General features: G+C 42.0%; 19 protein-coding genes and 1 rRNA gene. 18 read left to right on the top strand and 2 right to left on the bottom strand.

Features of this window, described 5'->3' with window-relative positions; genetic code table 11:
- The first annotated feature begins 142 nt into the window (after positions 1-142).
- From rrf to rsmI, 10 genes are all read left to right on the top strand, one after another.
- Positions 143-257: ribosomal RNA gene (rrf, locus tag ACFOJ8_RS00005) — 5S ribosomal RNA — on the top strand.
- 127 nt (positions 258-384) lie between these two features.
- The gene (locus tag ACFOJ8_RS00010) at positions 385-1,629 is read left to right on the top strand and encodes an Orn/Lys/Arg family decarboxylase (protein WP_380650967.1); all 1,245 of its coding nucleotides are present in this window, start codon (positions 385-387) and stop codon (positions 1,627-1,629) included.
- Positions 1,629-2,261: a dTMP kinase gene (tmk, locus tag ACFOJ8_RS00015; protein ID WP_380650970.1), complete on the top strand. Its 633-nt coding sequence runs from the start codon at positions 1,629-1,631 to the stop codon at positions 2,259-2,261. Before ACFOJ8_RS00010 ends, tmk begins: the two co-directional genes overlap by 1 nt.
- Positions 2,258-2,587 (top strand): cyclic-di-AMP receptor, encoded by a 330-nt coding sequence (locus tag ACFOJ8_RS00020; protein WP_380650972.1) that lies wholly within the window; start codon positions 2,258-2,260, stop codon positions 2,585-2,587. The genes tmk and ACFOJ8_RS00020 overlap by 4 nt, the downstream gene beginning before the upstream one ends.
- Before the next feature lie 12 nt (positions 2,588-2,599).
- Positions 2,600-3,514 (top strand): hypothetical protein, encoded by a 915-nt coding sequence (locus ACFOJ8_RS00025; RefSeq protein WP_380659865.1) that lies wholly within the window; start codon positions 2,600-2,602, stop codon positions 3,512-3,514.
- A 5-nt stretch (positions 3,515-3,519) separates the two neighbouring features.
- Positions 3,520-4,326 (top strand): PSP1 domain-containing protein, encoded by an 807-nt coding sequence (locus ACFOJ8_RS00030; protein WP_380650977.1) that lies wholly within the window; start codon positions 3,520-3,522, stop codon positions 4,324-4,326.
- Between the two features lie 2 nt (positions 4,327-4,328).
- Positions 4,329-4,643 carry an initiation-control protein YabA gene (locus tag ACFOJ8_RS00035; RefSeq protein ID WP_380650980.1) on the top strand — a complete coding sequence of 105 codons (315 nt, stop codon included), beginning with the start codon at positions 4,329-4,331 and terminating at the stop codon, positions 4,641-4,643.
- Positions 4,644-4,679: 36 nt separating this feature from the next.
- Positions 4,680-5,408 (top strand): tRNA1(Val) (adenine(37)-N6)-methyltransferase, encoded by a 729-nt coding sequence (locus tag ACFOJ8_RS00040; protein ID WP_380650983.1) that lies wholly within the window; start codon positions 4,680-4,682, stop codon positions 5,406-5,408.
- A complete protein-coding gene (locus ACFOJ8_RS00045) occupies positions 5,401-5,685 on the top strand; it encodes a GIY-YIG nuclease family protein (RefSeq protein WP_380650986.1) in 285 nt (94 codons plus the stop codon). Before ACFOJ8_RS00040 ends, ACFOJ8_RS00045 begins: the two co-directional genes overlap by 8 nt.
- Positions 5,651-6,475, top strand: a complete 825-nt coding sequence (gene rsmI, locus ACFOJ8_RS00050; protein ID WP_380650989.1) for a 16S rRNA (cytidine(1402)-2'-O)-methyltransferase — start codon at positions 5,651-5,653, stop codon at positions 6,473-6,475. Before ACFOJ8_RS00045 ends, rsmI begins: the two co-directional genes overlap by 35 nt.
- 20 nt (positions 6,476-6,495) lie before the next feature.
- Here rsmI and ACFOJ8_RS00055 read toward each other — a convergent pair whose 3' ends face one another.
- The gene (locus ACFOJ8_RS00055; RefSeq protein ID WP_380650992.1) at positions 6,496-6,774 is read right to left on the bottom strand and encodes an AbrB/MazE/SpoVT family DNA-binding domain-containing protein; all 279 of its coding nucleotides are present in this window, start codon (positions 6,772-6,774) and stop codon (positions 6,496-6,498) included.
- A 300-nt stretch (positions 6,775-7,074) separates the two neighbouring features.
- Between ACFOJ8_RS00055 and metG the strand changes: the two genes are divergently transcribed.
- The 5 genes from metG (at position 7,075) to ACFOJ8_RS00080 (ending at position 11,688) form a co-directional block, all read left to right on the top strand.
- On the top strand, positions 7,075-9,045 hold the full coding sequence (gene metG, locus ACFOJ8_RS00060) for a methionine--tRNA ligase (RefSeq protein WP_380650995.1): 1,971 nt from the start codon (positions 7,075-7,077) through the stop codon (positions 9,043-9,045).
- A 12-nt stretch (positions 9,046-9,057) separates the two neighbouring features.
- Positions 9,058-9,822, top strand: a complete 765-nt coding sequence (locus ACFOJ8_RS00065; RefSeq protein ID WP_380650998.1) for a TatD family hydrolase — start codon at positions 9,058-9,060, stop codon at positions 9,820-9,822.
- Between the two features lie 75 nt (positions 9,823-9,897).
- Positions 9,898-10,452 (top strand): ribonuclease M5, encoded by a 555-nt coding sequence (rnmV, locus tag ACFOJ8_RS00070; protein ID WP_380651001.1) that lies wholly within the window; start codon positions 9,898-9,900, stop codon positions 10,450-10,452.
- 1 nt (position 10,453) lies between these two features.
- Positions 10,454-11,347: a 16S rRNA (adenine(1518)-N(6)/adenine(1519)-N(6))-dimethyltransferase RsmA gene (rsmA, locus tag ACFOJ8_RS00075; protein WP_380651004.1), complete on the top strand. Its 894-nt coding sequence runs from the start codon at positions 10,454-10,456 to the stop codon at positions 11,345-11,347.
- 77 nt (positions 11,348-11,424) lie between these two features.
- Complete coding sequence (locus tag ACFOJ8_RS00080; RefSeq protein ID WP_380651007.1) at positions 11,425-11,688, top strand: Veg family protein; 264 nt, start codon at positions 11,425-11,427, stop codon at positions 11,686-11,688.
- 86 nt (positions 11,689-11,774) lie between these two features.
- Here ACFOJ8_RS00080 and ACFOJ8_RS00085 read toward each other — a convergent pair whose 3' ends face one another.
- On the bottom strand, positions 11,775-12,338 hold the full coding sequence (locus ACFOJ8_RS00085; RefSeq protein ID WP_380651010.1) for an NADPH-dependent FMN reductase: 564 nt from the start codon (positions 12,336-12,338) through the stop codon (positions 11,775-11,777).
- Positions 12,339-12,532: 194 nt separating this feature from the next.
- Between ACFOJ8_RS00085 and ACFOJ8_RS00090 the strand changes: the two genes are divergently transcribed.
- From ACFOJ8_RS00090 to ACFOJ8_RS00100, 3 genes are all read left to right on the top strand, one after another.
- Positions 12,533-13,444, top strand: coding sequence for a LytTR family transcriptional regulator DNA-binding domain-containing protein (locus tag ACFOJ8_RS00090; RefSeq protein WP_380651012.1), 912 nt, complete (start codon positions 12,533-12,535; stop codon positions 13,442-13,444).
- Positions 13,445-13,606: 162 nt separating this feature from the next.
- A complete protein-coding gene (locus ACFOJ8_RS00095) occupies positions 13,607-14,455 on the top strand; it encodes an ABC transporter ATP-binding protein (protein ID WP_380651015.1) in 849 nt (282 codons plus the stop codon).
- Position 14,456: 1 nt separating this feature from the next.
- Positions 14,457-15,155 (top strand): ABC transporter permease, encoded by a 699-nt coding sequence (locus ACFOJ8_RS00100; protein ID WP_380651018.1) that lies wholly within the window; start codon positions 14,457-14,459, stop codon positions 15,153-15,155.
- Positions 15,156-15,168: the final 13 nt, after the last annotated feature.

Consider the following 15,168-nt stretch of genomic DNA (forward strand, 5'->3'; position numbering starts at 1 on the left):
TAATGAAAACCGTGTGGGTTTTCTGCGCAGCGCATTGTTTCTATCCGGTTTTGAATGTGCATGCGCGGTTGAATGCTTCAGCATTTAGCCGGTCAGTACGCCGCACCAGCGGCGTTACCGATGTACTTTCAATTTCATATTGTCCGGTGGCACTGGCGGAGAGGCCCCACCTGTTCCCATGCCGAACACAGCAGTTAAGCTCTCCAGCGCCGATGGTAGTTGGACTGACGTCCCGTGAGAGTAGGACGCCGCCGGGCAATTACATAGAAAAAGGATTCCTTTTATAAGGAGTCCTTTTTTTGTACTTTGACATAAGATTTTGGTTTATTGTTTTTATTCATTATAATAGGAAGAAATAAGATCAAGAAAGATAGTGGTGGAACAATGCAGCTATATCGTAAACTGACTGCAATGATCGATGAAGAGAGTATATCTATGCATGTACCGGGTCATAAAAACAATACCATTGGATATTTACCAAGAATCGATTGGCGGTATGATATGACGGAAATTGAAGGACTTGATGATCTTCATGAACCGAATGGTGTACTGGAACGTTTGAATGGTGAGCTTAGTAAGAAATATGATGGATACACGGCACAAATGATGGTCAATGGCACTACCAATGGCTTACTTGCTGCAATCTATGCGATATCGAAAAGTCATAAACGTTTCATTATTGCAGAAGGTGCCCACAAGTCGATTTACCATGCCCTGGAACTTGCTGGAGTTGATTATATAAGTGTAACAATCGAAGAATGTGTCTTTTTTTCTTTTACTACAGATGATGTTTTGTTGATAACATATCCCACATATATAGGCGAATGCTTCAACATTGAAAGTATTATTCACCATGTGCATTCACTTGGTGGAATAGTTATTACAGATGAGGCTCATGGTGCACACTTTGATATTGCCGAAGGTTTTCCAACATCATCGATGAATTACCAGTCCGATGTGACTATCCAGTCCTACCATAAGATGCTTCCAGCATTGACCATGGCTTCGGTAATTTTTGTAAGAGATCGGTTAATCTACCAAAGTATTATGAAATATATCGATTACTTTGAAACATCGAGCCCTTCGTATCTTGTAATGGCTTCGATTGAACAAGCGCATGGGTTCTATAACGATTACAATGCTGAAAAGTTTTTTCATAAAAGGGAAAAGTTGATTGAAGTGCTTAAAGAAAGAAATATTGAAGTAAGGATGCAGGCTGACCCTGCTAAGCTTCTACTATTTCATCCTGTAATTACCCCGCGATCCCTAGCGGAGTGCTTTATTGCGCAAGGTATCTATCCAGAGATGTGGGGAGACGAAGGTGTACTTTTCTGCTTGCCGCTTTTTCATGACAACGACCGATTCCCGTTTCGTTTACTACTGGAACGTATTTGTACAATGAATATCACTGAGAGTACATCAGTCACTATAGAAGTTTCCATTGATTTTTTGGAGAACCGTGTTTGTGTACAGAGCATCATACCTTATCCTCCCGGTGTACCACTTGTACACGAAGGGGAGCGGATTACCTCGAGTGCTGTCAAATCCATTGCGCATTACCTAAATAATCATGTTAGAATAGAAGGTGTAAAAGCAAATTTAGAACACTACAAGAATGAGGATGACTAATGAGTTATTTCATAACATTTGAAGGTCCGGAGGGTTCAGGTAAGACAACACTCATCTCCAAGGTCCACACACAGCTTTCAAAGTCGCATGAAGTTATCATGACGCGTGAGCCGGGGGGGATAGGAATCAGCGAGATGATTAGGGAAATCCTACTGGCTGAGGGTAACGATATGGATGGACGGACTGAAGCATTGCTGTTCGCAGCTTCCAGGCGCCAGCACCTCATAGAGAAGGTCATACCTTCACTTGAAGCCGGTAAAATTGTTCTGTGTGACCGCTTCATAGACAGTTCTATTGCCTATCAAGGGTATGCTCGGGGCATAGGGACTGAAGCAGTAATGCAAATTAACCGCTTTGCGATAGAGGACCATATGCCCGATTTAACACTATACCTAAAGCTGGATCCAGAAATTGGTCTCGATCGAATTTCTAGCAATCAAAGAGATCATAACAGGTTGGATGCCGAAAAAATAGACTTTCATAAATCGGTTGTTTCAGGGTATAATGAATTATCAGAAAATTATCCAGATAGAATCAAAATTATAGATGCAAGTCAATCACCGGAAAAGGTGATGAAAGATGCAATAGAGATAATTAACCAATACTTGAATCAAGAGGTGAATCAGTCATGAAAATGGTAATTGCAATTGTACAGGATCATGACAGTCAGAGATTGTCTGATCGATTAACAAAGAACAACTTTAGAAGTACGAAACTTGCTTCAACAGGTGGTTTCTTGAGAGCAGGCAATACGACTTTCCTGTGTGGTCTAGAAGATGCACGTGTAGATGAGTTGCTCAAAGTGATCGACGAAACATGTGGCAACAGGGAACAGACGGTTGCTCCGGTAACCCCAATGGGTGGGAATGCAGATTCTTATATTCCTTACCCCGTGGAAGTAGAAGTGGGCGGCGCGACAGTATTCGTCCTGCCTATCGAACAATTTGAAAGATTCTAAGTGCAATTGGTGATGAAAGCTGAAAATAGCGGTGTGGAAAACCAATTGAACAGAATTATTGAAAATGGCCGCTTGAGCCATACTTATATGTTTGAAGGCGATGCAATAGAAACATTGAAGCGCTATAGCAGATACTTCGCGTTAAATATTCTTGGTAATAATGGAAGAAATGAAATGCTCATTTCAGAAGGGAATCATCCTGACTTCTTCTATCTCGAGACACAGGAAACAAGCATTAAGAAAGAAGCTGTTGAAGATCTTGTTAGAAGAATGAACCGTAAACCGACAGAATCGGAATACAAAGTTTATGTAATTGAAGCTTTTGAAAAACTAACACCACAAGCAGAAAACAGTGTGCTCAAATTTCTTGAAGATCCGCCCGAGAAGACAATCGCAATCCTGCTTACAATTGATAAAAGCAGCATTCTTCCCACCATTCATTCAAGAGCACAGCACATCCACATCAAAGGGGAACGCGATGACCGCATCAAAACACTCGACGGTCTAAGTCAAGCGGAATTGAATACTGTGGATATATTAGCTTTGAACGCCGAGCACGTCAGGGAACTTGGTTCTTCGTTTTCGGAGTTGAGGCAGACAGCCATGGAATTTTCGGCGAAGTGGCTTGGTAATCATCCACTCGTTTTAATTGAACTCAAGCCGATGCTTGATCTCGGGCAGAGTAGGAAAGATCATGCACTGCTATTGCAGATAATCGACGGTTACGTGAGACAATGCATGCATGAACTACTGGAACTCGAGGACTTTAGGCCGTTTGGTGACGAAGTGAATAAAACAGTAGCAGGGCAGCGTCTTGAACGACTGTCGCGCATGCTGGAAGAAGTACAGACAGCAAATCGTCTACTCCAGTCAAATGTGCACCCGATGCTTGTATTCGAAAGCATGGTCATCTGCTCGAAAGGTTGAACAATATGATAGAACTCATCACAGCGACCCAACTCGACTTTTTTGATAACTTATATATAGAAATGAAAGAAACTAATGTGGAACGCGATGACTACATCGTTGCAGAGACAAAACGTGGGTATGAAATGCTACGTGTTGTGAAGGCCAACTATAAAGTTCCTGAAGATAACATCGTAGAGCCGGATGGCAGATTTATCCGCACTGCTACAGATGGAGATGTGGAGACGTTCCATAAGAATGACAATATGGCAAAAGAATCCCTGCGTTTTTGTAAGGAAGCTGTGGTACAGGAAAAACTCGATATGCAGCTGGTCAATGCAAAATATACGCTAGATCGTAAGAAGTTGATTTTCAATTTCACTGCAGATGAGCGTGTAGATTTCAGAAGTCTTGTACGTACGCTCGCAAACCGTTTCAAAACACGTATTGAGCTTCGTCAGATTGGTGTGAGAGATGAAGCAAAATACTTGGGGGGAATTGGTCCATGCGGGCGTGCACACTGCTGCTCTACTTTTCTGGGTGACTTCGTACCTGTTAGTATTCAAATGGCGAAGAATCAGGATCTTTCTCTTAGCCCGACGAAGATCTCAGGTGCATGTGGTCGTCTGATGTGTTGTTTGAATTATGAAGACGAGTACTATGAAGATGCGCGTGAAAAGATGCCTGACGTCGGCCAAACAATCGATACTCCGGATGGGCGTGCTGTAGTCATCGGTATGAATATACTTGATCTTGTCGTCAAGGTGAAGTACAAAGATGACTATATCCGGGAATATCATTGTGATGAACTGAATGCAGTGGGCGAGGTGTAATAATGGATCGCGAGAGACTGTTCACGCACATCAGCAAGATGGAAGCGGACATGAATCATATGTACGATGAGCTTCAGACTTTAAAGGAACTGTCGGTCCGTCTGGTAGAAGAGAATGTCAGTCTACAGATGGAAAAGGAGAACTATGAACAGCTTCTGGTAAAAGAAGAGTCGGAGAAAGCAAAATCATTCAAGCAGAATACATTAAACAATCTATATGATGAAGGATTTCATGTGTGTAGTATCCATTTTGGAACACATCGGCATGGAGAGGACTGTCTGTTTTGCCAGGGATTCCTTCAACATAGGAACAAATAGGCGGCCTCGGCCGTCTTATTTATTGAGGGTGAATATATGTTAAGAGAAGGAGAACGTGTAGACGAATTGTTCCGGGAGTCTATGCAGATTATTCAGAGCAGTGAAGTGTTTTCGTTTTCGGTCGATGCACTGCTACTTGCAAACTTTACACGCTTCCTAAAGAGGGACCACACGATTATCGATCTATGTTCAGGCAACGGAATCATTCCACTGTTGTTGTCCCATCGTACTGAACTCCCCATCATGGGTCTCGAGCTCCAGCCGGAACTTGTCGATATGGCAGCGCGCAGTATTCGGATGAACCATAAGGAGCAACAGATTACTATAGCGCAAGGAGATATCAGAAATATAAAGAAAATACATACGCATTCGACTTTTGATATCGTCACAGTGAATCCACCCTATTTTACCAATAACCAACCCATAAAAAATAAAGGACCGCATAGTATCGCGCGTCATGAGATACATATTGATCTAAAGGGTGTGGTAGAAGCGGCGCGTTTTCTTATCAAGAACAAAGGCCGATTGTATATGGTACATCGTGCAGAGCGTAGCATGGAAGTGGCGAATGAAATGTTCAATGCCGGTTTTCGCATCAGAAGAGTGCAGTACGTTTACAACGACCAGTCTTCTGCTACGGCATTATTTGTTCTAGTAGAAGCAATATTCAATAGCCAGGCCTATGCGGACGTCTTGAAACCACTGTACATATATGACTCTGAAGGCAAATATACAAAAGAAATGATGACAGTCTACTATGGATGAGCACTACGTATATATTATAAGATGCGCAGATAATACACTATATACCGGTTATGCTAAAGATATCAAAGCACGCATCGCCAAGCATAACAGTGGAAATGGAGCCAAGTATACTAGAAATCGGGGGCCGGTCCATCTTGTACATTCGGAGTCATACGAGACAAAAAGTGAGGCACTGAAACGTGAATATGAAATCAAGAGGTTGACTAGGCAGCAGAAATTGGCATTAATCAGGAGAGATGTAAATGAAACTGTATATCACAGGCACACCACTCGGTAATCTGGATGATATGACTTACCGAGCGATTGAAACATTAAGGAATGTCGATGTCATACTATGTGAAGATACACGTACCACACGCAAGCTGACGACCCATTTCGATATTGACACACCACTCAGAGCCTATCACGATTTCAATAAAGGGGGAGTAGAAGACGGAATCATTGAGGAGATGCAAGATGGAAGGACTTTCGCCCTCGTAACAGATGCCGGCATGCCAGTTATTTCCGATCCTGGTTTCGAGCTTGTTTCTAAGATGCAGGATGCTGGCTTGAAATACTCCATCATCCCATCGGGCTCTGCTTTTACGCTTGCTCTTGTCGCAAGCGGCATTCCGTCCTATGAATTCACCTATTTTGGTTTTCTACCCAAAGCAAATGCAAAACGCCGGAAAAAGATCCAAGAAATAATGTCTTATGAACAGACATCCGTCCTGTATGAATCTCCTCACAAGATTATGGATACACTGACTGCAATCGTAAATATTGATGGCGGTAGGATGGTTAGTATATCGCGGGAGATTACTAAGAAATTCGAGCAACACGTCAGACGTCCGGCCGATGAGATGCTCCAACTTTTGGGTCATGAAATCCCATTAAAGGGAGAGTTTGTGGTTGTTATCGAAGGGGCACAAGCAGAAGCCATCGAGTTCGACATCCCGGTCACAGAACATGTGGAAGCTCTGATAAAAGAAGGTATGACGCCAAAACAAGCAATAAAGAAAGTGGCGGAGGTTCGAGATTTGAAAAAGCAGGACGTATATGATGAATTTCATGAAACAAAAAAATAAGCGGTATATACCGCTTATTTTTATTTGTCCATTTTTGATTGGAGTTCTTCAATCAGTTTTTCTGCACCTTCTTGACTTAGAATGATGCGTCCGTCTGCGAGGCGCATATTTTGTTCGGAGACATCTCCGGTAACAGCACATGTCATCTGTGGTTTGTATTTCTTCAGTATGATTGTGTCGTCATCAGTATATATTTCAAGTGCATCTTTAACTTCGATATCAAGCACGCGTCTGAGTTCTATTGGGATGACTACCCGACCAAGTTCATCCACCTTACGTACAATTCCAGTTGATTTCATAAAGAATCCCTCCAAATTTTCATTCATCCACATGACCTATTCCATCTCTCTATCTATGTCTTCAGAAGATATCATGAAGAGGGGAAAATCGGTACTTAGATTGCTTACCCAAAATGAATCGGTTGAAACATGACTTAACATAAAGAACGTTTTATGTCAATGAACACATATGTTCCTTCTGTTGAGTTCCTGCTGATTATAGCACATTGCCTCTTCTTACGCCAACATAAACAACCGATATTATTGAAAATCTGCCTTAAATTCGTTATATTTAGTAAATGAACAAATAGGAGGAAGAGCATGGAAAAACCAACTTATTATATCACCACACCGATATATTACCCGAGTGGAAAACTGCATATCGGCAACGCCTATACAACTATTGCATGTGATGTCATGGCTAGGTACAAACGCATGCGCGGCTTTGATGTCTACTATCTGACTGGTGCCGACGAGCACGGTCAGAAAATAGAACAAAAAGCGGAAAAAATGGGGATATCTCCTCAGGATTATGTGGATGAAATGGCTGCATATATGCAGAACCTATGGTCACTCTTAGAAATTACTAACGATCAGTTCATCCGTACAACAAGTCCGGATCACAAGGCGGCAATTCAGAAGATTTTCAGCAAGCTCTATGAGCAGGGTGATATATATCTTGGTGAGTATGAAGGCTGGTATTCCGTTGAGGATGAGGAATTCTTCACAGAAACTCAACTCGATATTGTGTACCGAGATGAAGCAGGCAAAATGATTGGTGGCGTAGCGCCAAGCGGACATGAAGTGGAACTTGTAAAAGAAAAAAGTTACTTCTTTAGAATGAGTAAATATGCAGACCGTCTTGAAAAGTTCTACCAAGATAATCCTGGCTTCATCCAGCCAGAGTCCCGTAAGAATGAGATGCTTAACAACTTCATCCGTCCAGGACTTGAGGATCTCGCAGTTTCCCGGACAACATTCGATTGGGGCATATCTGTCGAGTCCGACCCTGAGCACGTCGTCTACGTATGGATAGATGCACTATGTAACTATATTACTGCCTTAGGCTATGGCACAGATGATGATCAGCTTTTCCAGAAGTACTGGCCGGCGGATACCCACATGATAGGTAAGGAAATTGTACGTTTCCATGCCATCTATTGGCCAATCATGCTGATGGCGCTTGATCTCCCTCTGCCGAAGAAAATACTCGGCCATGGCTGGTTGGTGATGAAAGATGGCAAGATGTCGAAGTCAAAAGGTAACGTTATCTACCCTGAAACGGTTGTTGAGCGATACGGACTCGATGCCCTTCGCTACTACTTGATGCGCGAGGTACCATTTGGTTCTGATGGCGTCTTTACGCCGGAAGCATTTGTTGATCGGACAAATTTTGACCTTGCCAATGATCTCGGGAATCTGGTCAATCGTACTATTTCCATGATCAATAAATATCTTGATGGTGAACTGCCAAAATATACGGGTCATGAAACGGAATTTGATAAAGACCTCGAACAGACGGTCCAGGAAAATATCAAACTTTATGAAGAAAGTATGGAAGAGACAGAATTCAGCAAGTCGCTTAGAGCAGTATGGACCATTGTCAGCCGTACGAATAAGTATATAGATGAAACGGCCCCTTGGGTACTTGCTAAGGATCAGGAGAAACAACAGGCACTCGGTAACGTCATGGTGCACTTGGCTGAGAATATCCGTATCGTTGCGGTTCTTCTGAAACCTTATCTGACTCATGGGCCGAACGAGATCTTCAGACAGATGAATGTGACAGATGCAGACCTTCAGACATTTGAGTCTATCATGACTTATGGCAGTATCAGTACGACAGGTAGGATGATTGCAAAGCCTGAGCCGATTTATCCACGTCTTGATGTGGAAGCTGAAGTCACTCATCTAAAAGACTTAATGACACCGGATGCCCCACCAGAGGAAGTCGAGGAAGTGGTATCCGAAAAGATTACAATTGATGATTTCAATAAAGTCGAAATCAAAGTTGCGACAGTCATCCACGCAGAAGGCATCAAGAAAGCCGACAAATTGCTTAAGATTCAGGTGGATCTCGGTGAAGAAAAAAGACAGATTGTCTCGGGTATACGCGAAGCATACGAACCAGAAGACATCGTCGGTAAAAAAGTGCTTGTAGTGACGAACCTTGAGCCTGTGAAGCTCAGAGGAGAGATGTCGGAGGGAATGATACTGACGGCGGAAATGGGTAAACGTCTCACATTGATCTCAGTGCCAAATGGTATTGAAAATGGCAGTATAGTCAAATAGAGGAGGAGTATTATGCTGATAGACACACATGTACACCTGAATGCTGACCAGTACGATGAAGATCTAGAAGCAGTCCTCAATCGAGCGGCAGAGTCTGGCATCGACAAGATGGTCGTTGTAGGTTTCGATCGGAAAACGATTGAACGAACTATGACACTGATTGATAAATACGATAATATCTATGGGGTCATTGGCTGGCATCCGGTGGATGCGGTGGACTGTACTGATGAAGATCTCAAATGGATCGAAAAGCTATCTGCTCATGAAAAAATAGTTGGTATTGGCGAAACAGGCCTCGACTATCATTGGGATAAGTCGCCTAAGAATATCCAAAAAGAGGTCTTTAGAAAGCAGATTGCTCTCGCAAAGCGAGTGAACCTACCGATTATTATCCATAATCGTGAAGCGACTCGGGATTGTGTCGATATACTAAAAGAAGAAGGTGCCGAGGAAATTGGCGGTATCATGCATGCTTTTAGTGGAACACCAGACGTTGCAGACGAAGTGATTGAGATGAGTTTCCATATTTCCCTAGGAGGTCCCGTTACATTCAAGAACGCTAAAGATCCAAAGGAAATCGCCAAACATGTACCAATCGACAGGTTGCTTGTCGAAACAGACGCGCCGTTTTTGACTCCTCATCCGTATCGAGGGAAGAGAAATGAGCCTGCTCTTGTAAAGCTTGTTGCAGAGAAAATAGCAGAACTTCGAGAAATACCCTATGAGCATTTGGCGAAACAGACGACAGAAAATGCCCGGGCACTCTTTAAGATATAGGAATGAAATCACCGTCATTACGGTGATTTCATTTTTTATATTAAAAGTATGATATGATAAAAATGAGGTGCATGAATGGAAAAACCTATAGTTAAGGAAATCATTGTAGTTGAAGGCAAGGACGATACAAGACGTCTGAATGAAGCTGTTTCCTGTGAAACAATTGAGACTAACGGATCTGCCATTAATGAGACGGTGATGCGCGAAATCGAAGTGGCACTATCTACGCGTGGCGCCATCATATTTACAGACCCAGACTACCCGGGCCAAAAAATAAGAAATACAATAATTGAGCGTTTTCCTGACATTAAAGAAGCTTTCATGCCACGTGAAAAAGCAAAAGGCAAAAATGGTGGTATTGGTATAGAGCACGCATCTGTTGAGGATATCGTAGATAGTCTGTCCAAGGTATATACGAGCGTTTCCCGTTATGAGGAGAATATCACCATACAGGATATGGTAAGATGGCGCCTATCCGGGAACAGGGAAGCTTCCAATCGCAGGACATACTTATGTGACCGGTTGAATATTGGCTATGCAAATGCAGGGCAGCTGCGGAAGAAGCTGAACCGCTACAGTATTTCGCACGAGCGAATCGAACAGACATTAAATGAACTAAAAGGTGAATAGAATGAAGGATATTGCAACGGTTGGCAGAACAAAACAAATATTGAGTGAACACGGATTTACCTTCAAGAAAAGTCTGGGACAGAATTTTCTGGTGGATCTGAACGTAATCCGAGAAGTCCTGGACAAGGCGAATATTACAGACCGAACGGGTATCATCGAAGTCGGGCCAGGAATCGGCTCCCTTACAGAACAACTTGCAAAACGTGCTAGAAAGGTTGTTGCATTTGAAATAGATCAGCGCCTAGTTCCTGTACTTCAAGATACATTATCTCCATACGATAACGTTGAGGTAGTAAATGCGGATATATTGGAAGCGGATGTCGCAACAACCATCTCCGAATCGTTGTCGGATTGCGAGGAAGTGATTGTTGTAGCCAATCTACCTTACTACATTACTACACCGATACTGATGCATTTCCTCGAGCAGAACCTGCCCATCCAACGTTACTATGTCATGATGCAAAAGGAGGTTGGAGAACGGATTAGTGCTCGTCCAAACAGTAAAGCATATGGATCGCTCTCCATTGCCATCGACTATTATACAGAAGCACGTGTTGTTCAGAACGTACCTAAATCTGTCTTCATGCCACCCCCAAACGTAGATTCTATCATTGTTGAGATGGTGCGTCGCAAGAAGCCGAAAGTAGATGTTGAAGACGAGCCATTGTTTTTCAAACTGACAAGAGGAGCATTTGGTCAGAGGAGGAAAACGATACTCAACAACTATTCGAGCATCTTTGAAGAGGGGAAAGAGAAGAAGGAAGCGCTCCACCAGATGCTTGAAAAAGCAGGTATTGACCCAAGGAGGCGTGGAGAGAGTCTCTCTATCGAAGATTTTGCGAAAATATATCGAGAGGTCAAAGCTACGCCTGATTTGAAGCTGGCTGAGATATAGTAGAAGTGACAGAATTTACGGGGAATTTTGACAGAATTATGTAAACTTGCTATACTGTGAATAGTGAGGTGGGTCAAATGCCAAAAACTTTAGTCGACATCAAAAAAATTCTTGATTGTCAATTGGGTTGTCCAGTTTTACTCCGTGCAAATGGAGGACGCAAGAAGTTGGTTGAACGACGAGGTATTCTGAGAGAGACATATCCTTCTGTCTTCGTCGTAGAACTCGATCAGGAGGAACACAGCTTTGAAAGAGTGTCATATACATATACTGACGTATTGACATCTAACGTTGAAGTGACATTCTATAATGAACAGAGAGAAGCATTTGTAATCCAATAATCGAACGGTGGCTACTATCCTCAGGATAGTAGCCTTTTTGTATCAACAAGGAACAGACAGATAACTGCCTGTTCCTTGTTTTTTTCTTACCGTATAGTTTTGAGACCTTTTGACCATTTGACTGTCATTGTAACAACGTTTTCGATAGTTGCATGGTGTATATCTGATGGTCTAAACGTCTTCATGTTTTCAAAGTCATTGAAGAGACTGAATGCACCAAATGGCGTTACAGTAGCGATATTCAAGTTGGAAAGAATCTGACGAAGTGATAATGTCGCCGCTACAGCAAGGGTAGAGCCATAACCGACGATTCCAGCCGCTTTATTCGCCCATTCTGGACCAATGTAATCAATTGCATTTTTGAGAGAAGCTGTAATACTTTTGTTATATTCAGGTGTAATGAAGATAAAGCCGTCCATCTCATCTATCTTTCTAGACCACGCATTGATCTCGTCTGTAGAATACTGCTTATTTGCCATTATTGGTGGAAGGTCTTCGCTAAACATTGGAAAATCATATTCCATTATATCGATGATTTCAAATTGTGCATCGAGCTTGAGGTTTTCCGCAAATGTTTTCACCCATTCTGCGACTTGAAGATTTACACGCGCCGGTCTTGTACTACCTGTAATGATCCCTATTTTAACCATAAGTTATTCCTCCGATATCCGTCGATTAGATAATGCATATATAGTATTTAAAAGTAACTTGCTTTATATATATTAAAGTAAATTTTGGGAATTTCAAATTATTTGATCAGATCCTATATTTTATTCGGCATGAAGCAATGGCTCAGTAAGTGTAATATAATAAGAAATGAATATAGGGCGATGAGGTGTTAACCATGAAAGAAATTAAAGTATCAGAAGTAATAGGTGAAAAGAGTGATCAATACATAAGATTTGGCGAGGAAGATTTAACCGTTATTCAAATGCCTATCGAATATCTCCAGAAGATTACGGAGCTAACCGAGCATTCATCAACAATTTTTCATCTAGAAAGTTCAACTCAAAACTATGTGCGTCTGACAGTGCGAGAACACCTTAAATTTTTCAACAAATGGTATGGTAGCAAAATGGACATCGATTCTATTTTGAAGCAGTTTAATCTGGAGTCTTTTCAAAAGATGAGGCTTCGAAAATGTAGCGATGAAATCGCTCAGAGAATGGCTTATGTTCAAGCTATGATGTCCAATCAAAAACTTGTGTTGGCAGTCAATCCATTATACGGGGCAACCATTGAAAATATACATATTTTTCACCGTGTAATCGAACAGATGAAGCAGATGGGCAAGAGCATTATGGTTATCACACATAGCACGGAAGATGCGTTGGTCATTTCCCAGAACATATCAAAACTCAACAATCAGGGGCTCAAGACGTTGGAAACCGAGGAACCAACCGTCCAACCACATAGTGCTTTTAACCGAATAAAGGCGAAGATGGAAGATAAAACAGTTTTCGTGGATCTAGAGGATATTGAGTACATGGAAAGTAATGAAGGTAAGGTCTATATAAATATTTCCCGGGAAAAGTTCGCTATAGAAGGGAATATGACAGAAACTGAGAATAGACTAAGGGATTACGGTTTCTACAGGTGTCATCGATCCTATATCGTCAATCTGAAAAAGGTGAAGGAAATCATCAACTGGTCGAAAAATACATATTCGATTGTCATAGATAACCCTGATAAGACAAAAATTCCGTTGTCTAGAGCAAAATATAATGAAATTCAAGAACTGCTCATCCTTCACTAGTACACTTTGCACCAACAGAAGTACGTTTCATCGGATGACCGAGTTGCTTATTGATGATTTTATACATTTCATAGCATCATAGCGACGTCTCATCTTAAATACATCGCAGTATCCAGCCTCCGGTTCTAGAGTGGAGACATCCTAGAAACGGAGGCTTAATTTATGAAAACTGGAATAAGTGTAAAAGCGTTGGAAAAGCATTTTAATAACGAAAAAGCGTTGAAGGGCATTTCCTTTAAAGTAGCTCAAGGAGAAATATTTGGGCTGCTCGGACCAAGCGGCTCAGGTAAAACAACGACAATTAAAATACTCACAGGAGAACTGGAACCGACAGCAGGACAAGTTGAGGTGCTCGGCTACTCTCACGAAGCATTTAAAAAATCGGACTACGTCAGATCTCTCGGTATACTTTCTGACAATAGTTCCCTTTATGAACGTCTTACTGTAAAGGATAATCTGACTTTGTTCAGGAAACTTTATGGCACGGAACAGAAAAAAGTGGATCAGGTCTTAAAAGAAGTGGGTCTTGAAAGCCATATCAACAAACGTGTAAAGGATTTGTCAAAAGGTATGAAGCAACGCATACTTTTATGTAAAGCGGTCTTGCACGAACCTGAAATACTTTTCCTCGATGAGCCTACAAGTGCACTCGATCCCGTTACAACAGAGAGTATTCATACTATGTTGCTTAAGATCAAATCGAGGGGAACGACAATCATGCTGACAACGCATAATATGGATGAAGCAACGAAGCTTTGCGATACAGTGGCGTTTCTAAACGATGGCGTCATCATTGATGATGGCTCGCCCGATGCTTTGAGGCAGTCTTACAGGAGTAACGCTATGCATATCACATATAACGATGGTACGACAAAACAGATTGCTTTGAATCTTGAAAACAAAGCACAGTTAGAAGCCGCAATGTTCGATGCAAATGTGGTCAATATGAAAAGTGACTACCCGACGCTCGGTGAGGTATTTAAAAAAGTGACTGGAAAGGAGCTTGTCTAATATGAATGCAGGAAGAATTATGGCGATCTTCGAGAAAGATATAAAAGAATTTACACGTAATATGATGCTTTTCACGACAATACTACTACCCATTTTTCTAGCATTTATATATTCCCGCATGGGGGAGGAGGTGCTTCCACCAATGATTGTATATCTGGTGGTCGGCGTTGCTTTTGCGGGAATATTGTGTAGTGGAATTATGGCAATGATGGCAGAAGAGAATGAGAAAAATACATTGAGAGGGCTAGTGCAGTCGCCAGCTTCGATGATGGATATTCTAGTTGGTAAAAGCCTCGTTGTCGTTTTGATGACGGTAGGTTCACTCATTGTTTCTTTCATCCTGATGAATACAGGGTTTGAGTGGTCTCCGGCTGTGCTAGCTGGTTTAATCTTGTTGGGGCTGTTTTTCCTCAACATAGGTATTGCAGTAGGGCTCACTGTAGATAGTGTAGCTACAACGAGTGTTTACCTTCTTCCCGTAATGTTCATATTTGGGTTTACACCAATGATAGAACTGATTGTACAGGACCCGGAACACCTAGCAAGAAGAATCGCCGACTATCTTCCAATCTACCAAAATATCGCTATTCACGAAGGTGAAATAGCTGTTCCTCCGGTCATTCTTGTCGCATGGACACTTGTCAGTTTCCTATACGTTGTTTGGAGTTTCAGAAAACGTATGAGTGATGAGAAGAAATAGATGTCCCAAAGTC

The organism is Salinicoccus sesuvii, from assembly GCF_042648145.1.
In the GTDB taxonomy this organism is placed as follows: domain Bacteria; phylum Bacillota; class Bacilli; order Staphylococcales; family Salinicoccaceae; genus Salinicoccus; species Salinicoccus sesuvii.